19 protein-coding genes and 1 pseudogene are annotated in these 17,402 nt (G+C 56.7%); 5 read left to right on the forward strand and 15 right to left on the reverse strand.

Going from position 1 to position 17,402, the window contains the following annotated elements; translation table 11 throughout:
* Window positions 1–10: 10 nt before the first annotated feature.
* Window positions 11–2,272: an NADP-dependent malic enzyme gene (locus AC0V60_RS12235; RefSeq protein WP_486178733.1), complete on the reverse strand. Its 2,262-nt coding sequence runs from the start codon at window positions 2,270–2,272 to the stop codon at window positions 11–13.
* A gap of 180 nt (window positions 2,273–2,452) precedes the next feature.
* On the opposite strand from AC0V60_RS12235, the gene mutS reads away from it, so the two are divergent.
* Window positions 2,453–5,092, forward strand: a complete 2,640-nt coding sequence (mutS, locus tag AC0V60_RS12240) for a DNA mismatch repair protein MutS (RefSeq protein ID WP_486178734.1) — start codon at window positions 2,453–2,455, stop codon at window positions 5,090–5,092.
* Window positions 5,093–5,150: 58 nt separating this feature from the next.
* Entirely contained in the window at window positions 5,151–5,618 is a 468-nt protein-coding gene (locus tag AC0V60_RS12245) for a hypothetical protein (RefSeq protein ID WP_486178735.1), read from the forward strand.
* 65 nt (window positions 5,619–5,683) lie between these two features.
* Here the strand turns inward: AC0V60_RS12245 and AC0V60_RS12250 are convergent, their stop codons facing one another.
* From AC0V60_RS12250 to gluQRS, 4 genes are all read right to left on the reverse strand, one after another.
* The gene (locus AC0V60_RS12250; RefSeq protein ID WP_486178736.1) at window positions 5,684–6,553 is read right to left on the reverse strand and encodes a 3-hydroxyacyl-CoA dehydrogenase NAD-binding domain-containing protein; all 870 of its coding nucleotides are present in this window, start codon (window positions 6,551–6,553) and stop codon (window positions 5,684–5,686) included.
* A gap of 67 nt (window positions 6,554–6,620) precedes the next feature.
* Window positions 6,621–7,196: a cob(I)yrinic acid a,c-diamide adenosyltransferase gene (locus AC0V60_RS12255; RefSeq protein ID WP_486178737.1), complete on the reverse strand. Its 576-nt coding sequence runs from the start codon at window positions 7,194–7,196 to the stop codon at window positions 6,621–6,623.
* 13 nt (window positions 7,197–7,209) lie between these two features.
* The gene (locus tag AC0V60_RS12260) at window positions 7,210–7,449 is read right to left on the reverse strand and encodes a hypothetical protein (RefSeq protein ID WP_486178738.1); all 240 of its coding nucleotides are present in this window, start codon (window positions 7,447–7,449) and stop codon (window positions 7,210–7,212) included.
* 22 nt (window positions 7,450–7,471) lie between these two features.
* Window positions 7,472–8,314, reverse strand: coding sequence for a tRNA glutamyl-Q(34) synthetase GluQRS (gene gluQRS, locus AC0V60_RS12265; protein WP_486178739.1), 843 nt, complete (start codon window positions 8,312–8,314; stop codon window positions 7,472–7,474).
* A 180-nt stretch (window positions 8,315–8,494) separates the two neighbouring features.
* Here gluQRS and AC0V60_RS12270 point away from each other — a divergent pair, with 180 nt between their 5' ends.
* On the forward strand, window positions 8,495–9,103 hold the full coding sequence (locus AC0V60_RS12270) for an HNH endonuclease (RefSeq protein WP_486178740.1): 609 nt from the start codon (window positions 8,495–8,497) through the stop codon (window positions 9,101–9,103).
* 84 nt (window positions 9,104–9,187) lie between these two features.
* Here AC0V60_RS12270 and AC0V60_RS12275 read toward each other — a convergent pair.
* The 4 genes and pseudogenes from AC0V60_RS12275 to dksA all read right to left on the reverse strand — a co-directional run bounded on the left by AC0V60_RS12275 (window position 9,188) and on the right by dksA (window position 12,292).
* Window positions 9,188–9,659 (reverse strand): annotated as a pseudogene (locus AC0V60_RS12275) (DUF4112 domain-containing protein).
* Between the two features lie 19 nt (window positions 9,660–9,678).
* Window positions 9,679–11,136: an ABC transporter substrate-binding protein gene (locus AC0V60_RS12280; RefSeq protein ID WP_486178741.1), complete on the reverse strand. Its 1,458-nt coding sequence runs from the start codon at window positions 11,134–11,136 to the stop codon at window positions 9,679–9,681.
* 100 nt (window positions 11,137–11,236) lie between these two features.
* Window positions 11,237–11,614 (reverse strand): PilZ domain-containing protein, encoded by a 378-nt coding sequence (locus tag AC0V60_RS12285; protein WP_486178742.1) that lies wholly within the window; start codon window positions 11,612–11,614, stop codon window positions 11,237–11,239.
* A gap of 219 nt (window positions 11,615–11,833) precedes the next feature.
* Window positions 11,834–12,292: an RNA polymerase-binding protein DksA gene (dksA, locus tag AC0V60_RS12290; protein ID WP_486178743.1), complete on the reverse strand. Its 459-nt coding sequence runs from the start codon at window positions 12,290–12,292 to the stop codon at window positions 11,834–11,836.
* A 315-nt stretch (window positions 12,293–12,607) separates the two neighbouring features.
* On the opposite strand from dksA, the gene AC0V60_RS12295 reads away from it, so the two are divergent.
* Window positions 12,608–12,934 carry an SEL1-like repeat protein gene (locus tag AC0V60_RS12295; protein WP_486178744.1) on the forward strand — a complete coding sequence of 109 codons (327 nt, stop codon included), beginning with the start codon at window positions 12,608–12,610 and terminating at the stop codon, window positions 12,932–12,934.
* Between the two features lie 13 nt (window positions 12,935–12,947).
* Here the strand turns inward: AC0V60_RS12295 and AC0V60_RS12300 are convergent, their stop codons facing one another.
* Genes AC0V60_RS12300 through AC0V60_RS12320 form a run of 5 tightly spaced genes read right to left on the reverse strand, consistent with a single transcriptional unit; the run spans window position 12,948 to window position 16,205 of the window.
* Window positions 12,948–14,084: a GNAT family N-acetyltransferase gene (locus tag AC0V60_RS12300; RefSeq protein ID WP_486178745.1), complete on the reverse strand. Its 1,137-nt coding sequence runs from the start codon at window positions 14,082–14,084 to the stop codon at window positions 12,948–12,950.
* Window positions 14,081–14,809 carry a glycerophosphodiester phosphodiesterase family protein gene (locus AC0V60_RS12305; protein ID WP_486178746.1) on the reverse strand — a complete coding sequence of 243 codons (729 nt, stop codon included), beginning with the start codon at window positions 14,807–14,809 and terminating at the stop codon, window positions 14,081–14,083. Before AC0V60_RS12305 ends, AC0V60_RS12300 begins: the two co-directional genes overlap by 4 nt.
* Before the next feature lie 12 nt (window positions 14,810–14,821).
* On the reverse strand, window positions 14,822–15,277 hold the full coding sequence (locus tag AC0V60_RS12310) for a RidA family protein (RefSeq protein WP_486178747.1): 456 nt from the start codon (window positions 15,275–15,277) through the stop codon (window positions 14,822–14,824).
* Complete coding sequence (locus tag AC0V60_RS12315) at window positions 15,274–15,903, reverse strand: HAD family hydrolase (RefSeq protein ID WP_486178748.1); 630 nt, start codon at window positions 15,901–15,903, stop codon at window positions 15,274–15,276. Before AC0V60_RS12315 ends, AC0V60_RS12310 begins: the two co-directional genes overlap by 4 nt.
* Window positions 15,903–16,205 (reverse strand): DUF3572 domain-containing protein, encoded by a 303-nt coding sequence (locus AC0V60_RS12320; RefSeq protein ID WP_486179493.1) that lies wholly within the window; start codon window positions 16,203–16,205, stop codon window positions 15,903–15,905. The genes AC0V60_RS12315 and AC0V60_RS12320 overlap by 1 nt, the downstream gene beginning before the upstream one ends.
* A 62-nt stretch (window positions 16,206–16,267) precedes the next feature.
* On the opposite strand from AC0V60_RS12320, the gene AC0V60_RS12325 reads away from it, so the two are divergent.
* On the forward strand, window positions 16,268–16,636 hold the full coding sequence (locus AC0V60_RS12325) for a response regulator (protein ID WP_486178749.1): 369 nt from the start codon (window positions 16,268–16,270) through the stop codon (window positions 16,634–16,636).
* A 10-nt stretch (window positions 16,637–16,646) separates the two neighbouring features.
* Here the strand turns inward: AC0V60_RS12325 and AC0V60_RS12330 are convergent, their stop codons facing one another.
* Window positions 16,647–17,258: a Pycsar system effector family protein gene (locus tag AC0V60_RS12330; protein ID WP_486178750.1), complete on the reverse strand. Its 612-nt coding sequence runs from the start codon at window positions 17,256–17,258 to the stop codon at window positions 16,647–16,649.
* Window positions 17,259–17,402: the final 144 nt, after the last annotated feature.

Genomic DNA, 17,402 nt, shown 5'->3' on the forward strand with positions numbered 1-17,402 from the left:
GGCGACATCTCTAGGCCACAATTCCCGCGCTGGCCAGAACGGCCAAGGTCAGCACGTCGGGTGCAAGCGCTGTCATAGGGGCGATCTGAACCGGTTTCTCCATACCCAAAAGCATCGGGCCAACGGTCGTGTTTGAGCCCCGCTCACGCAAGAGTTTCGCAGACAAATTCGCCGATTGAAGGCCAGGCATCACCAACACATTGGCAGGGCCAGACAGGCGGCTGAACGGGTACAGCTTCATCACTGCCGGGTTGAGCGCTGCATCAGGCGCCATTTCGCCTTCATACTCAAAATCGGCACCTTCCTCATCGAGGATCGCGACCGCCTTGCGAATATCATTCAGCCATTGGCCCGAAGGATTGCCGAAGGTTGAGTATGAGAGGAAGGCGACGCGCGGTTCATGACCCATGCGGCGGGCCACAGCAGCTGTTTCGCGGGCGATGTAGGCGAGTTCACTTGCGCTTGGGCGTTCGTTGATCGTGGTGTCGGCAAGAAACGTCGTGTGGTTCTTGGCGATCATCATATGGATGCCAAACGGAAGCGCGCCCTCTTTTTTATCAAGCACCAGGTTCACCTCGCGCATGGTCTGCGCATAGGTGCGTGTGAGACCGGAAATCATGCCGTCAGCATGGCCCAGGGCCACCAGAAGAGCCGCGAAAACGTTACGTTCTTGGTTCACCATCCGGCGAATGTCGCGCTCGGTATAGCCTTTGCGTTGCAGGCGATTGTAGAGGTAATCCGCCATGGCGGGCACGTGCTCGCTGTCGGCTGAGTTTTGTATCTCGAAGCTGCCCGGATCAGAGACCGAAAGCTGGTGGAGCTTGTCCATCACCGCTTTGGTGCGGCCTACGAGGATTGGTGTGCCATAGCCAAAGTCGCGGAACTGGATCGCAGCGCGTAGCACCACTTCTTCCTCGGCCTCCGCAAAGACCATCCGCTTGGGATTGGCGCGCGCTTCGTTGTAGACGCCGGTAAGCACCGAAGTTGTCGGATTGAGGCGCGACTTCAACGCATGCTTATACTCATCGAAGTCTTCGATGGTGGTTTTCGCAACGCCTGAGTCCATCGCCGCTTTTGCGACGGCAGAGGATACCACTTCGATTAGGCGCGGATCAAACGGTGCTGGGATGATGTAGTCGGTGCCGAACTTTTGGTTTTTGCCATATGCGCTCGCCACTTCTTCGGGCACTTGCTTACGGGCGAGTTCAGCGATCGCGGTGGCAGCAGCCACTTTCATTTCTTCATTGATCGTGGTCGCCTGCACATCAAGCGCGCCGCGGAAGATGAAGGGGAAGCCCAGCACATTGTTCACCTGGTTCGGAAAGTCACTGCGTCCCGTAGCGATAATGGCGTCTGGACGCACAGCCTTCGCCTCATCCGGCATGATTTCCGGTGTTGGGTTTGCCATCGCAAAGATGATCGGGTTTTTGGCCATTTTGGCGACCCATTCTGGCTTTAGTGCGCCAGCAGCCGACAGCCCCAAGAATATGTCAGCGCCGTCCAGCGCCTCTTCAAGCGAGGTCGCATCAGTAGCGACTGCGTGCGCGCTTTTCCATTGATCGACATTATCGCGGCCAATTGTGATCGGACCTTTGCGGTCACACATGATCACATTTTCTTGGGCCACACCCATGGACTTGATCAAAGCCGTACACGCGATCGCAGCCGAACCAGCCCCGTTCACGACGACCTTTACATCCTTGATATCCCGGTCGGTAAGATAGCACGCGTTGAGAAGGCCCGCGGCGGTGATAATCGCCGTCCCATGCTGGTCATCATGCATGATCGGAATGTTCATGCGTTCGCGAAGCGCTGCCTCGATGATGAAGCATTCGGGCGCTTTGATGTCTTCAAGGTTGATCCCGCCAAAGCTCGGCTCCATCAAAGCAACCGCTTCGATAAAGGCTTGGGGGTCTTCGGTAGCGAGCTCAATATCAATCGAGTCGACATCGGCAAAGCGTTTGAACAACACCGCCTTGCCTTCCATCACGGGCTTCGATGCCAGAGCGCCGAGATTGCCGAGGCCCAGAATGGCTGTGCCGTTGGAAATCACCGCCACAAGATTGGCTTTCGCGGTATAGCGCGTTGCCAAAGCTGGATCGGCGGCAATTGCCTCAACGGGGACCGCCACACCGGGGGAATAGGCAAGCGACAGGTCGCGCTGCGAGGTCATCGGCTTGGTCGCGACGATCTCCAGCTTACCTGGGCGGATAGTCTCGTGGTAAAAAAGCGCCTCTCGGCTGGTAAAGCCGCCCTTTGGTTCGTCTGTCATGTGGGCCCCCTCAAATGATCTTCAATTGCACAATCTTCAAAGTGCCTTAGCCCGCGTTTGCTCCAGATGAAAGTGGGCGAATGCACATTGGCCCGAGAATGGCTTGTCGGCGGCACAAGAGGGCGGATAAGTCTGTGTCCGCTCTTCCCGAATCAGGCACCCGCTGGCACCCCAAAACCAATGGCTGCCCAAACCAAATCCTCTGCCAAACCCACTCCGATGATGGAGCAATATCTCGCCCTTAAAAGAGAGGCGGAAGGCTCGCTTTTGTTTTACCGGATGGGTGATTTCTTTGAGCTGTTTTTCGATGATGCCAAGGTCGCCTCTGACATTCTTGATATCGCTCTCACGGCGCGCGGCGAACATGATGGTGAGCCGGTCGCGATGTGCGGTGTGCCGGTGCATGCAGCGGAAAGCTATCTCGCACGGCTGATCAAAGCTGGCCAGCGCGTCGCGATTGCTGAGCAAACCGAGACACCGGACGAAGCAAAAGCGCGCGCCAAACGCGAGGGTCGCCCGGCGTCCAAGGCACTGGTGGCGCGCGATATCGTGCGCTTTGTCACCGCCGGAACCCTTACGGAAGAGGCTCTGTTGGAGCCGCGCCGTGCTAATTTGCTCGTCGCTCTTGGAGAAGTGCGCGGGGTGATCGGTATTGCCTCTTGCGACATTTCCACCGGCACCATGGTCTTGGAGGAATGCACGCCTCAGCTTGTGGGCGCATCGCTCGCCCGGCTGGGAGCGAGCGAAGTGGTGGTCCCGGAAGGGTGGGAGCACGGCCCCGAAGACGCTGCCGAACAGGCCCGTACCACATTTGCCAGCAATGAAGGAGCAGAGCGCCTAAAGTCTCTTCACGGCGTCTCCACCCTTGACGGCTTTGGCGAATTTTCGCGGGCCATGCTCGCCGCAGCGGGAGGGCTCATCGCTTATCTTTCCCATGTGGGGCGCGGGCAATTGCCATTTCTTTTGCCTCCCACTGCGCGCGAACAAGCGCTGGGCATGGCGATGGATGAAGCGACGCGCACCAGCCTTGAAATCCTTGAGGCATCAGGCGGCGGGCGCGCTGGGAGCCTTGTGGCGACTTTGGACAGGTGTTCGACGGGAGCCGGATCGCGGCTCCTTGCGGAGGACCTTGGTGCACCGCTGCTCAACCAGCAGGTCATCGAAAACCGGCTGGCGCTGGTGCAGTTCTGGCTGGACCGGCCTATTGAGCGGGCGAACCTTCGCGATTGCTTACGCGCGCTTCCCGATTTTGGCCGCGCATTGGGGCGGATTGTTGCAGGGCGCGGGTCTCCACGGGATTTGGGCCAAGTGCGCGATGGCCTAGGTGAGGCCGCGCGGGTTTATCATTGGCTCTCTGGCGAGGCGGACCGCCCTGCCCTGCTCGACTTGCTCTTGCCCAAACTCACAGGGCACGGCGCACTGGTCGATCAATTATCGCAGGCGCTTGTCGCCTCGCCGCCAACAGAACGCTCAAACGGCGGCTTTATTGCCGAGGGCTATGACGCCAGCCTTGACGAACTGCGCGAAATGTCAGGCAATGCCCGGCGGGCGATTGCTGCGATGGAAACGCGTTACCGCGCAGACACCGGCATAACTTCGCTCAAGATCAAGCACAATGGCGTGCTTGGCTATTTCATCGAAGTGCCCAGCCGCCACGCCGATGCGCTTATGGCGCAAGACAGCGGATTTACCCACCGCCAGACCATGAAAGGTGCGGTGCGGTTCAACTCGGTTACATTGCACGAAGAAGCCTCGCGCGTGTCGGAAGCAGGCGGGCGCGCACAAGCCGCAGAAGAAGCGCATTTTGAGCAGCTCACCGCGCTTGTCAGCGCGTCGCGCGAGGCGATTGCAGCGACGGCTGCGGCCTTGGCGCGGATTGATGTGTGCGCTGGCAATGCTCAGCGCGCGAGCGAAGGCGATTGGTGCAAACCTTTGATTTCGCAAAGCGGCGCTCTCACCATCAAAGGCGGGCGTCATCCCGTGGTCGAAGCCGCCTTGAACAAGACCGGCGAGCGCTTTGTCGCCAATGACTGCGTGCTTCATGACCAAGATCGCCTGTGGCTTATCGGCGGCCCCAATATGGGCGGTAAATCGACTTTCTTGCGGCAAAACGCACTGATCGCTTTGATGGCGCAGGCCGGGTCCTATGTACCCGCTGATGAAGCGCATATTGGCCTTGTGGACCGCTTGTTCAGCCGGGTGGGCGCCTCGGACAACCTTGCCAAGGGCCGCTCCACCTTCATGGTCGAGATGGTGGAGACCGCCGCCATATTGTCGCAGGCCACCGCAAACAGCCTCGTGATCCTTGATGAAGTGGGCCGTGGCACCTCGACCTATGACGGGCTGGCGCTCGCATGGGCAGTGGTCGAGGCGGTGCATTCCAAGATCGAATGCCGGTGCCTGTTTGCCACCCACTATCATGAGCTTTCACGCCTTGCTGAAACCTGTGACCAATTGTCGCTCCACCATGTTCGTGCGCGGGAATGGAAGGGTGATCTGGTCCTGCTCCATGAACTCGCAGAGGGACCGGCCGACCGCTCCTACGGTCTTGCCGTTGCCAAATTGGCAGGCGTTCCTGGGCCAGTTATCGCCAGAGCAGATCAAGTGCTCGCCAAACTTGAAGCCGCGCGTACTGAAACCGGGGGATTGGCGGCAGGTTTGGGAGAACTTCCTTTGTTCGCCGCCGCAGCAGCAACGCCTTCGCCAGAGGAAACTCCCGAGCAGGCATTGGCAGCGAGGTTACAAGAGACAGACCTGGATGCACTCTCACCCCGCGATGCGCTTGATCTGCTCTATGACCTCAGGCGATCACTTGATTAATTTTGCTTTACCCTGCTGTCATACCAATCTTTAATCATCTTCGGGCATAGCTTCCCGCATGTTTTTATCGCTGTTCGATTCTCCCAAAGTTGCGCTGGGCTTTTCCGGTGTCGTTCTTTCCATTGCTGTGGTTGCCAGCATCGCTTTCCAAGAGTTTTCTTCAGATGAGGAAGGAGACCTTCAGGCATCTGCCTCAGCAGAGCAGCAGCAAGCAGCCGCACCGGCTCCTGTGCCACAACCGCAAAGCGCAAATGCTTCAACGGCGGCATCTGGTTGGGGTGATGCGGGCGGCGCGAACGATTGGGGCGCTCCAGTGGCACCGGGCCAGGGCAGCGACTTTGTCGGGGCCCCCGAGGTAACCAATGATGCCCCTGTCTTTGACGATCAAAAATCACGAATGGTTGCGCGCGAGGACCGGTCAAATCCCAGCGGGCCCAAGATCACTTCAAGAGCTGCCCCGGGCGCGCCAGAAGTCCGCCCGCCACAAAGGGGTTTCCAGCCTCAAATTGTGGCGGAAGGGAACTGAACTTCCCGAATTCGCGGACCGTGTTTCCCCTGAGCGGTTGAACACGCTTTAACCTGTGCGCTTGCTCACCGTGTAGGCACTGGGGTCTCCCCGCTGTAATCGTAAAAACCGCGCCCCGTTTTGCGGCCAAGCCACCCTGCTTCAACATATTTCACCAACAAAGGAGCGGGGCGATATTTGGTGTCGCGCGTGGTTCTGTAGAGCACGTTGATAATATCAAGACAGGTATCAAGCCCTACGAAATCCGCCAGCTGCAGCGGTCCCATGGGGTGATTGAGACCCAAACGGCACCCCTTGTCGATATCCTCAATCCCAGCAGTCGATTGGCCGAGCACAAACACGGCCTCGTTGATCATCGGCAAGAGAATGCGGTTGACGACGAAGCCCGGTTCATCCTGGCTCAGAACAACCTCCTTCCCAAGGCCGCGCGCAAAAGCAACGATCTGGTCGGTTGTCGCTTGCGAGGTCGCAAGGCCGGGGATCACCTCAATCAGGCCCATAACAGGCACCGGATTAAAGAAGTGAAGACCAATAAAGCGGGCGGGATCAGGCGATTGGTTCGCCATGCGGGTGATAGGAATTGAGCTGGTGTTAGAGGCGAAAACCGCATCGTGCGCCAGTACCTTGCCTGCGCTTTCGAAGATCAGATTCTTGATCTCCTCGCGTTCGGTCGCAGCCTCGATAATCAGGTCCGCTTCGGCCATCGGCGCATAATCGGCAACAGGGGTGATACGCGAAAGCAGCGCTTCGGCCTCCTCCACCTCGATTTTGCCGCGCCCTACAAGCTTCGAAACTGCCTTGTCGATCTTGCCCTTACCCCCTTTAGCAGTGGCCAGATCCACGTCCGAGAGCATCACCTGCATCCCGTGGGTTGCAACAGTTTGAGCAATGCCGGTGCCCATTTGCCCGGCTCCGATTACGGCGATTTTCTGCATGGCAATATTCCCTTCGCAAGTGCAGCATACCTAGCTGGGAAGTCAGCGCGTGGCTAGCGCTAGTAGTCTATCGATTGGCGCCCGGCACCCATTTGACATCCGCTTTGCCACTGTCATTAAGCACGCGGGCCATCACAAAGAGAAAATCGGACAACCGATTAATATAGCAAAGCGCCTCCGGGTTGATCGCAGTCTCACTTGCAAGCTGCGTCAAGGCGCGCTCTGCTTCTCGCGTCGATGCCCTCGCGATATGAACCCTGGCCGCCGCCTCTGATCCGCCGGGAAGGACAAAGCTATTGAGCGGCTCAAGGCTTTCATTGAAGTCGTCAATACGTTCTTCGAGCCAATGAACCTGAGAGGCGGCAACACGCAGCGCCATCTCCTTGGGCGTAAAGTCCCCATCAGGCGCAGGCGTTGCAATGTCAGCGCCAAGGTCAAACATATCATTCTGTGTGCGGATGAGCATCGCCCGCTGCGCCTCATCCTCCACCGCGCACACGGCGAGGCCTATCGCGCAGTTTGCTTGATCTACGCCACCGATCGCATTGATGCGGGCCGAATGCTTGGCCGTGCGTTCATCGCCGACAAGGCCCGTCGTACCTTGATCGCCTGTTCGGGTGTAAATCTTGTTGAGTTTGACCACCGGTGCGCCGCCTCTAGCTGCCAGCGCCGGCCACCAGAGCAATCACAGCGACCACCGCAATTGCCGCCGCCTGATACTTGATGCGCGAAAACATTGCCTTGTTCTGCATCTCCTGCATTTCGGGGACGGTTTCCGCCTCGCCTGTTTCAAGGTCGATCTTGGTCGTCTTTAGAAAGGCAATGATCCCGCGCACAAGCGACACCACAACGAGGATGCACAAGATGATGAGCACCGGGATAAGAATGTAGTTCATGACAAGCTAAATGGTCCTATTGCTACGAAGTTCCAAGCTCGAAATTGTGCTGTGAGATTTTTCGGCGCAATTGCTTTGCAAGTGTTAATCCGTCTTCCCCCGCCTCGCGCCGAGCACAAAGCGATGGAGAGCCGCGGCGTTTTGCAAGCTTTTGTCCCTTATCATCCAGCAACAGCGGGTGGTGATGGTACTTTGGCAAAGGCAGGTCCAAAAGAACTTGGAGCAAGCGGTGTATGTGTGTGGCCTCGAACAGGTCCCGCCCCCTCGTCACCAAGGTCACGCCGTCGGCTGCATCGTCCAAAGTCGCAGCCAAGTGGTAGCTGGCTGGTTCATCGCGCCGCCACACAACAACGTCGCCCAATTGGTGAGGGTCGCAAAACTGTACCCCGTCAAATGTGTCGCACCATGTGAGCTGACCGACCGCTTGATCCGCCTTTGCAACATTAAGCCGCCATTGGACCGGCCCGTCCGCGGATACATCTGCGCCTCTACAGATGCCGGGATAGATAAAACCCATTGGCCCGGTCTTCGCACCAGCGGCCTGAATGTCTGTGCGCGAGCACTGGCAGGGGTAGAGCAACCCTGTGTCTTTGAGCTTTGAGAATGCCGCTTCGTAGGTTTCCAGCCGCTCTGATTGCTGCGGCACCTCTTCCCATTTGAGTCCCAACCATTCCAGATCGCGGCGAAATTCATCGGCGAGCTCTGGGCGCGAGCGGGCTCCGTCTATGTCCTCAATCCGCAAAAGAAACCGGCCGCCTGCCGCTAATGCAAGGTCATGCGCGGCAATCGCCGAATAGGCATGCCCCAGATGGAGCGGCCCGTTGGGGCTTGGCGCAAAACGCGTTGTAACTGGTAGGTCGCTCATTGATCGTCCCATGCCATAGCCGCCGCGCCCGCGCTATCAGTAAGCGATGCAGGTGAGGCTCGCAGCCGATCTTCATTGCATGCGCACAATGGGCCTGTGGAAAGCCGCAGTGTCACCGCTTTGACTCTTCCAGCCCTTAAGTCATGTTTGCATCAATCAGAGAGGGAGCTTTACGAACCCATGTTCAAAGCCGAACTGATAGAACAAGCCGTGCGCTATCGCAGGGCTGAGGAAGACGCCTCGAGCCACCTTGAGGCGTGTCCAGCCTTGGTGCTCAATGCCGATTACACACCGCTATCCTATTATCCATTGAGCCTATGGCCATGGCAAACCGCTATCAAGGCGGTGTTTCTCGACCGGGTAGATATTGTCGCCAGTTATGAGCGCGAAGTGCACTCGCCCAGCCTCGACATGAAAATCCCCAGTGTCATAGCGCTGAGGCAATATGTGAAGCAGAGCGAATTTCCCGCTTTCACTCGCTTCAACGTGTTCCTGCGCGATAAATTTGAGTGCCAATATTGCGGGTCTAGAGAAAATTTGACCTTCGACCATGTGATCCCGCGCCGCCTTGGGGGCAAAACCACGTGGGAGAACATCATCACCGCTTGCGGCACGTGCAATATGAAAAAGGGCGGGCGCACGCCGAAGCAAGCCGCAATGCCTGTTCAAGGTCGGCCTATCCGCCCCACCAGCTGGCAATTGCAGCAGCAGGGCAAAATGTTCCCACCAAATTACTTGCACGAAACGTGGCGTGATTGGCTCTATTGGGACATTGAGCTGGAGGCTTAAGGAGCGCGGTTGCTCACAGGCTTTGCAATTTGCCATCACTTGGCGCGCCCATTGTGCGCGCGAGAGGGCCCTCGAAAACGCTTATCACCCTTCCAGAATGCGGGTCTCTGGATGATGCTTGTCGAGATGCTTTTTGACGATCCGCAGGTTCTTGGTGTTGGAACGATAAAAGAAATCAGCCGCGTCGCCAACCACCGGGATAAGCCCCAGAAGCGTATCAACGGCGACATTTGCGCCCATTCTGGTGAGGTGCCATTTGGAAAGGCCCAAATTGCCCGCCTCCCAAACGATATAAGCGCCGAGCGCGGTTGTAACGATATCGCCGATGACCGGGACAAGCCCGATGAGAGCATCAAGGCCAATGGGCATATTGACGCCGGGAATACGAAAGCTGCGCTCCAGCAGGATTTCAACCGCCTCGATTCTGCGCTCTTACCGCATGCGGATCGGTGCCGGAGGGCAGAGAAAACTGGAGACCTTCGGGTCGATCTGCACTGGATGACTCATCCGCACTGGTCGGCGTCAAAATGGATGGTTGCTTGCCAGAAATCGTCATTGTTGCACTCCTACCTCTTCTAATTGGTGGGCGATGCAAGCGGTGGCAAGGGGTGAAGGCCCCAAGGATTGGCCTGGTACCCGTCGACGGAACCTCGAACAAGCGACCAGCGAACGGGCGCTCCAAGGGGAACAAATGCCTCGGCCTGCGTCAAAACATCGAGCGCCTGAAGCAAGAGTTCTTCTTTTGCTTGCGGATCGCGGACGGTGAGAGACTGACGGACCAACGCGTCTGCTTCTTCAGAACAAAGGCCGATCTCAATGGTGCAATTGAGCTGGTTTAAAAACCAACGGGGCGAGGAATAGCGCGCGAGGCGATCACGCAGTTCGAGATCGCCTCCTTCTCCAAGACCCAGCCTTTCGGTGCGAACACCAATGGTCTGCCAGGCCTGTGCCAAAGAAGTGTAAAGAATATCGCCTCCTGGACCTTCAGGAAGACCAATGCGAATGACTGCCTCCTCGCCGCTTTGTGCCTGCCATCCAGCAATTCGCTGGCGTGCAAAATTGCGGCGACCTTCAAGGTCAAGCTCCGGCCAGCGGCTTGAAGGGACCGCACCAGATGCAAATAGCTCCGGCGGGACAATCCAAGTGGTCGAGACCCAGCCGCCAATGCCAAAGGGCTGTATCAGCGTCTCCCGATCAATCGCCATCGAGAGCGCCTCGCGCTGCTGGGGATCGGCAAGCAATCCGCTGTCGCTGCGCACGATCAGCCCGAACAGGCCAAGTGTCGGATCAATTTGCACAGCGCCGCGCGACAATGGCCCCAGTTCAATCCGCGGGAAATCAGCCAATGTGCCATTGAGCAAAAGATCGAAATCGCCATCTGTAAAGCTATCCACCGCAAGCGCTGCGGGCAAAACCTGAAAGGCGAGATCGCGCGTTTCCTCCTGCCAACCCTCACGCGCAGGCAATCCGCGCTCTTCAGGAGGCAATAGGGTTAGCCGGGTAGCCGGATTTTCTGCACTGCGCTCCGCTATCATCGGCCCAAGGCCGCTGCCCCCTAAAGCCAGGCCGAGTTCAGGCTGTGCCAAGAGCCGTAAGAACTCGGGCATCGGTCCCGATAACCTAAGTTCGATCACGCGCCCGGTCATAGCGCGGACTTCTACAACCTTATCAAGGTCGAGGCCCAATGAGGTCCCGTCAAGCTGCCTGATCCTATCTTGGAGCAGCCGGCGAATTTGCGGAGCTGTGATCGCTTCGCCGCCAGGCCAGGCCGAATTGCGCAGGCGGAAAATATAACTCATCGCATCGTCTGTAACGATCCAGCGCTCGGCAATCGCGGGAACCACTTGCCCCGATGCATCAAGCGTCACCAGCCCTTCGTGGGAGGCGGCGCGCAGATGTTGAGCAGCCGGTGAGAGCCTCACACCGGGATCGAATTCTGCGCCTTCTTCGCCAATAATCGCAACATCAACCGGGCCGCGGTCCGCAGCGGGACCGCAACCCAAAAGAAGGAGCACACATAGTGATGAAAACACGCCTCTGGTCACGCAGATAGCGTTACCATCAATTCGCGGCGAAGACAGTGCTTAGTGACGCTTGGCCGCTTCGCGCTTTGTCGAAACCGGTCAGAAGGCCTTAAATCTTGCGGACGTTCGCAGATGTTTTGGGCGTCGGCGGACGGTGGACGTACGACACGTCAGAGGCGATGTTTGAACCCTGGCCGCCCGGATTTGAGGGGGCCCTTGCTGCTTGCGAATCGATCTCTTCATCAAAGGCAATACCGAAGCGCTGGTCCTGAACCCAGGCAACCGTTCCTTTGACAATGCCAACATTGCGCAGTTCCACCTCGACGCGGTTGCCCCGGTTGATCTTGATTGTGGCCTCACCCATCATGCCGCCATCAGAAAGGTTGCGAACACGGACACGGCGCTGCTCGCTTTGCTGTTCAACACGCACATTGGCCAAGAGAAAAAGGCTGTCGCGCGATACACTTCTCGTTTCGACACCTGTCATTGTCGTAACGTCTCCGACTTGCTTTAGGATCATTGCTGATCGAGGCTTGAACTATACCGCGCGTCCTGTTTTTGCCCCTAAGGCGGCGCGATAACAAGTTAGGTACAAGTGCTCAGTTAAAGGGTCGTAAAATTTGCCGCCGCAATGGCTGCAAATGTAAAAGCGTCCCCAATTGGGACATGTTAGCGCAAAGCAGCTAAAAAGACGCAAACGCTGTGCTTAATCGTCGCGGGACACTTTTTCGCGCCGCTCATGCGCTTCTTGCGCTTCGACGGTCATGGTTGCCACTGGGCGAGCGATAAGACGCTTAAGACCAATCGGATCGCCGGTTACCTCGCAATACCCATATTCGCCTTGCGCTATGCGGCGAAGCGCAGAATCGATCTTTGAGACAAGCTTGCGCTGACGGTCGCGCGTGCGAAGTTCGATACCCCAATCGGTTTCGCTCGACGCCCTGTCGTTTAGATCAGGCTCGCGGATAGGGCCATTAGCCAAAGACTGAAGTGTCTGTCCGGCCGCACTATGGATTGAACGTTTCCATTCGAGGAGAAGCATTTGAAAATACGCCTGTTGGCGTTCACTCATATACTCCTCGTCGTCGCTTGGGGCATAGTCTTCCCCCAGCAAACGCTTGGTTTGTTCGATAATTTCGATCTCTTCAGACGCCGCCGCTGACATGTGGTCCTCTAATCCCAAAACCCGTGTTGCTGACGACCAGGTGATCTTGCAACGTTACCTGCAAAACGCACCCGGCTCTCCCATCCATCCGCGCCCTATAAGCAAGGCACCAATCCCCCGCAAGACAGTTTACGGCGAAGCTCCACTGCAATCGGCAAAACACGCCGGTTCGCGCCAGTTTCACGCCCGAAATCGCAGCAAGCCGTTCAAGAAAATGCAATGTCGTTAACGATTTGTTGACCATGATCCTTGAGGTCTTGTGGCTGCACGGTCCGAAAACAGGGGTGTGGACTTTGGAACAACAGGGAATGTGAAATGGAATGGAAGTCAATCAGTGAGAACGAGGCAAGCCAAGCCCAAAGCGGCGAGATTGATCTCGCAATCGCAGGATATTTGGCGGACGCAGTTGCAGGCGACATTTCTGCGTTCTTCAATTTAGGCGTTGCATATTCGACCGGATCAAACGGCGTTGCGACTGATCTTGTCGAGGCGCACAAGTGGTTTAACCTTGCCGCCTCACGCGGGCATGAAGACGCTGCGTTCTGCAGAACCGATGTTTCCGATGAAATGACAGCGCGCGAAATCGCCGAAGCTCAGCGCCGGGCACGCCGCTGGCTCGCTGAAGAACGGCGTGCGGCATAAGGCACTGATTGGCCTAACCCTTTTTGAACGGTGTTCTTTTATCAAAAAGCACTTGATCGGCCGCAACGCCTTGACGCTCGCGCTCGAGAAAATCGGCAACGGCGTCGCGGAAGCCGGGTTCGGCCAGGTAATGCGCTGAATATGTTTTCACAGGCTCATACCCGCGCGCCAACTTATGACCGCCCTGAGCGCCTGCCTCAACCCGGGGCAAACCGCGCTCAATCGCGATATCTATCGCTTGATAATAGCACAGCTCAAAATGCAAGAAGCGCACATCGCGCGTGCATCCCCAATATCGCCCGTAAATTGCATCGGCGCCGACAAAGTTAAGCGCGCCTGCCACAGGTTCACTTCCGTCAAACGCCAAGATTAACACCAAGCGCTCGCCCATGCGCTCGCCCATCAGGGTAAAGGCCTCGCGCGTTAAGTAGGGCGTGCCCCATTTGCGCGCACCCGTGTCTTGATAAAACACCCAGAACGCATCCCAGTGCTCTTCCTTTATATCGTCGCCAGACAGCCTCTCTATGCGCAAGCCTTGGCTTGCCGCTTCTCTTTCCTTGCGCAAATTTTTGCGTTTGCGCGACGCAAGATCAGCCAAAAAATCATCAAAATGGCCATAGCCCCGGTTGATCCAGTGGAATTGGATATCACTGCGGATAAGCCATTCTTCCGCCTCAAAAAGCGGCAATTGGTCCTCATCAACAAAGGTTGCGTGGGCTGACGATAAACCGTTTTGCTCGCAGACGACTTCTGCGCTTTTCAAAAGATGCGGTGCAAGGCCGGGGTCAGACAACAACAACCGCGGTCCATTGGCTGGGGTAAAGGGCGCAGCGATCTGGAGCTTGGGATAATAATTCCGGCCGGCGCGGTGCAATGCATCGGCCCACGCGTGATCAAAGACATATTCGCCCTGAGAGTGCCCTTTTACATAGCTTGGCATAGCGGCGAGCAGGCGGTCGTCCGCATCGGTTATGGTGATGGGAACAGGGTCCCAGCCGGTACCAGGACCGACGCTGCCAGAATCCTCAAGAGAGGTTAGAAATTCGTGGGATACGAACGGGTTTCGGTTGCCGCCCAAAGCGTTCCACTGCGCCGCGCCGAATTCGCCCACACCGGGCGCCAATCGGACAGTAAGCTCCCTATCGCTCATCCAAGTCCCTCACCCTCGCAAATAAGCGCATCAGCCAGGCGCAGCGCCGATTTGCGTGATTGCGGGGAATCGACCGTCCAAGTGAGGACAGGCAAGCCATTTTTGCGCAATTCTTGCACCCATGGATTGGGCAAAGACATGGTATGATAGGCAAGAAAGTCAGGGTTTGCGATTTCAAACGCAGCCTCTCGCTCCCTTGCGGTTTGCGTCTGACCGTATTCATCCTCGCGCATAACAAGACCGCGCGGCGTTTGCGAAGAATGTGCCTCAAACCAAGCCGAGACACGCGGGTCGAAACTCATGACAGCGTGATCGCCTGAATAGCTCGTAAGAGCCCGCGCGACCCCTTCACAGCTTTGCTCAACATCATAGCCAGGCTTCGACTTTACCTCGATCAACACGGGTACGGCGGCATCAATCACACTGAGAAAAGCTTTGAGGCTGGGAATTGGCTCCTCGGTGGGACGCAAAAAGACAGCCTCAAGCTGGGCCTCGCTAAGATTGCTGATCGGACCTGTCCTTTGCGTCAGCCGCTCAAGCTCCCAATCGTGAAATACCATTGAAGCACCATCACGCGTGCGCTGAATATCGCATTCTACGCCCATTCCCGCGTCGATGGCGGCCCGGGCCGCTTCAAGTGAATTTTCCGGAACTGCCGAAGAGTGCAGTCCCCGGTGAGCATATTCCCACTGCGTCAGCCAATCGGCAGGTTGCTTGGTTGTCATGGGCGTTACGGATTAGTCCGACAGCGCGATCACTGCGTCGACTTCGACCGCCGCACCCAGCGGCAGCGATGGAGCGCTGACAGCCGCGCGGGCATGGCGCCCAGCATCTCCGAAGACCTCGAGCATGAGGTCCGATGCACCGTTGGCGACTTTGGGTTGATCGACAAAGTCGGGGGTAGAGTTCACAAACGCCCCCAACTTCACCACACGCTCGGCATCTTCCAAAACCCCTGCGTTCTTAAGCTGCGCAAGGATCATAAGACCGCATGCACGCGCTGCTTCCATACCCTCGGGCAGATCGACACCCTCGCCCAACTTTCCTTTGACGAGCACGCCGTCGATGAAAGGCAATTGGCCAGAGACATAAGCAAATCCGCCGCTTACAACCACCGGCACATAACTTGCGACAGGAGCCGCTGCTTCGGGCAATACAACTTTAAGCTCATTCAAGCGCTCTTCAATGCTCATTGATTTGATCCTTTGATGTGCTGGGTGAGCCAGGGCAGTGCCCTTTCCCATTGATCAATGCGCGCATGGGCATCGCCCGCTTTGTGCGCGCACGTAATCGCAGAGGAAATCATCGGTTCACCGCAAAGATGCAGTCTTATCACTTCAGGCGTCGTCTCTTTCACTGAGGCGTGATGCTGCGCCAGATCATCAATGAAGATCGCTTGGCTGGGCTTGTACTCCTCGATGATCTTGGCGAGTGCAGGGCCTTTAGGGCCCTGATTAGTATATACTTTTGCATTGAGGCCATGGGCTGCCAATTGCTTGGCGCGTTTGTCTCGTCTGAAATCAACTAGGTTCGTCAAAATGACAAGATCGGCATCTTCAGCGACAGTGTTCAGCGCATTGATTGATCCTGCAATCGGCTTTTGATTATCCATCTGCGTATCAAAAAAGCCGCCCAGCTTTGTCCAAATCTCTTCAGGCTTTAGAAATTCACCATTTTCACGCCACTTCAATGCCTTGGCAAAATCGCCGCCCGATAGGTTGAATTCAATGCCCTGGGTCTCCTCCAGCCATACTTTAAAGGGCGCAACCATGTGCAGGATCACCTCGTCACAATCGCTTATCACCAGTGGGCGGCTCATCAGTGCAAAATCCTTCGCGTCGCTATCAACTCTTCGGCGGACACCGCCAAAGCTTCGCTGGCGCGTATAAGGTCTGGTTCGTAATTGGCCAGAAAATCCAGTGCCGATGCCAGAATTACGGGGTCATCAAGCCCTGCGCGCAAGGTGTCAGGGGCAAGCCCTGTCAGTTCCAAATAGCGCTCAGCGCGCTCGGTATCCTGCAAAACCCAGCCGAGCACAGCAAGAGCAAGCGTCTTGGCGCGGCTGATTTCTTCTGAGGATGCAGATTGGCCCGAAGTATCATTGGGATCAGGGATTGTGATGGCGTTTCCCCGCGATTAGGTCAAAGAGGGTTAAGGATGAATTGGGTCAGGCAGGCGCGTTAATGACAAAACGAATTATGGTTGTTGAAGACAACGACCTCAACCGGAAATTGTTCTGCGATGTTTTGAAGGCCAAAGGATATGACGTTGAGCCTATCGCTGATGGCAGTGCAGTTCTGCCAGCCGCGCGCGAAGTTCTGCCTGATCTGATCATCATGGACATACAGCTTCCTGGCATTTCCGGCGTCGATTTGATTGCTGCTGCGAAAAAGGAAACCGCGCTGCAATCGATTCCCATCCTTGCTGTGACGGCTTTTGCCGCCAAAGGTGACGAAGAGCGTATTCGAAATGCGGGTGCTGCGGGCTACTTGGCAAAGCCTGTTTCCATCATCCCGTTCATGAACGCTGTGACAGAGCTTTTGCCTGATTAAGCCGCACGATCTAAGCGACGAGATTTTCGTAAGCGAAGACAATCCAGGTTACGAACACACCCCATACGAATGTGCGGTAAGCGTAGTTCAGATATTTGTACTTTTTGCCTGCCAGAACCTGCCCGCCCTGATGGATATCGGTGAGCATGGTGGTGAACAGCTTTTCGTCGGTTTCGAACCTGTCGAGCATGTCCTCAATCCACTCGTCAGACTCGAGGGCAACGTAGTGGCCGAAGAATAGATAGTTGAAATCACGCTTATCTTCGGGAGCAGTTGGCACGCTGGGGATGACCGAGAGAACGGCGAACAGCGAGGAAATAAAGGCGGTCGCCGCCAAAGTCACGACCGCCCAAGTCGCCCCGCCGCCAAACAGATTGGTGATCGACATGGAGAACACAACAAAGGTCGCACCGATGAGGATGGAGGCTTTGTTATCGGCCATTGATGAAAGCGATAGGGTCTGCACCTGCGCTGTCCGCACAAGATGTATCGAATGATTGGAAAATTTGCGCTCTGGCTTGCTTGGAACAGCTTCGCCGTTCGTATCGCCGCCATCCAAAGCTTTCTCTTTCGAAGCACCACCCTTCATGGGAATGGCAGTCTCAGCCCTCGCTTGTGCCACGCTTAATATCCCCCCATAACATCGCGAAGCCAACCTGCCACTTTGGGGAAAGCTTGACAAGCTTGTCCCCGCTCAGCTTGTGGCACATGAAACTATCCGCCAAAGCGCTCTGTAAACACAGCAGGCGCGGCAACCGCAAGCCGC

It is taken from the genome of Erythrobacter sp. S259 (assembly GCF_057364965.1).

Excerpts from the sequence above, each read along its gene's own strand:
- AC0V60_RS12325 (WP_486178749.1), top strand. The coding sequence starts at position 16,268 with ATGACAAAACGAATTATGGTTGTTGAAGACAACGACCTCAACCGGAAA.
- AC0V60_RS12250 (WP_486178736.1), bottom strand. The coding sequence starts at position 6,553 with ATGCAGAAAATCGCCGTAATCGGAGCCGGGCAAATGGGCACCGGCATT.
- AC0V60_RS12305 (WP_486178746.1), bottom strand. The coding sequence starts at position 14,809 with ATGACAACCAAGCAACCTGCCGATTGGCTGACGCAGTGGGAATATGCT.
- AC0V60_RS12315 (WP_486178748.1), bottom strand. The coding sequence starts at position 15,903 with ATGAGCCGCCCACTGGTGATAAGCGATTGTGACGAGGTGATCCTGCAC.
- AC0V60_RS12235 (WP_486178733.1), bottom strand. The coding sequence starts at position 2,272 with ATGACAGACGAACCAAAGGGCGGCTTTACCAGCCGAGAGGCGCTTTTT.
- AC0V60_RS12300 (WP_486178745.1), bottom strand. The coding sequence starts at position 14,084 with ATGAGCGATAGGGAGCTTACTGTCCGATTGGCGCCCGGTGTGGGCGAA.
- AC0V60_RS12260 (WP_486178738.1), bottom strand. The coding sequence starts at position 7,449 with ATGAACTACATTCTTATCCCGGTGCTCATCATCTTGTGCATCCTCGTT.
- AC0V60_RS12245 (WP_486178735.1), top strand. The coding sequence starts at position 5,151 with ATGTTTTTATCGCTGTTCGATTCTCCCAAAGTTGCGCTGGGCTTTTCC.
- mutS (WP_486178734.1), top strand. The coding sequence starts at position 2,453 with ATGGCTGCCCAAACCAAATCCTCTGCCAAACCCACTCCGATGATGGAG.
- AC0V60_RS12310 (WP_486178747.1), bottom strand. The coding sequence starts at position 15,277 with ATGAGCATTGAAGAGCGCTTGAATGAGCTTAAAGTTGTATTGCCCGAA.
- gluQRS (WP_486178739.1), bottom strand. The coding sequence starts at position 8,314 with ATGAGCGACCTACCAGTTACAACGCGTTTTGCGCCAAGCCCCAACGGG.
- AC0V60_RS12285 (WP_486178742.1), bottom strand. The coding sequence starts at position 11,614 with ATGACAGGTGTCGAAACGAGAAGTGTATCGCGCGACAGCCTTTTTCTC.
- AC0V60_RS12270 (WP_486178740.1), top strand. The coding sequence starts at position 8,495 with ATGTTCAAAGCCGAACTGATAGAACAAGCCGTGCGCTATCGCAGGGCT.
- dksA (WP_486178743.1), bottom strand. The coding sequence starts at position 12,292 with ATGTCAGCGGCGGCGTCTGAAGAGATCGAAATTATCGAACAAACCAAG.
- AC0V60_RS12295 (WP_486178744.1), top strand. The coding sequence starts at position 12,608 with ATGGAATGGAAGTCAATCAGTGAGAACGAGGCAAGCCAAGCCCAAAGC.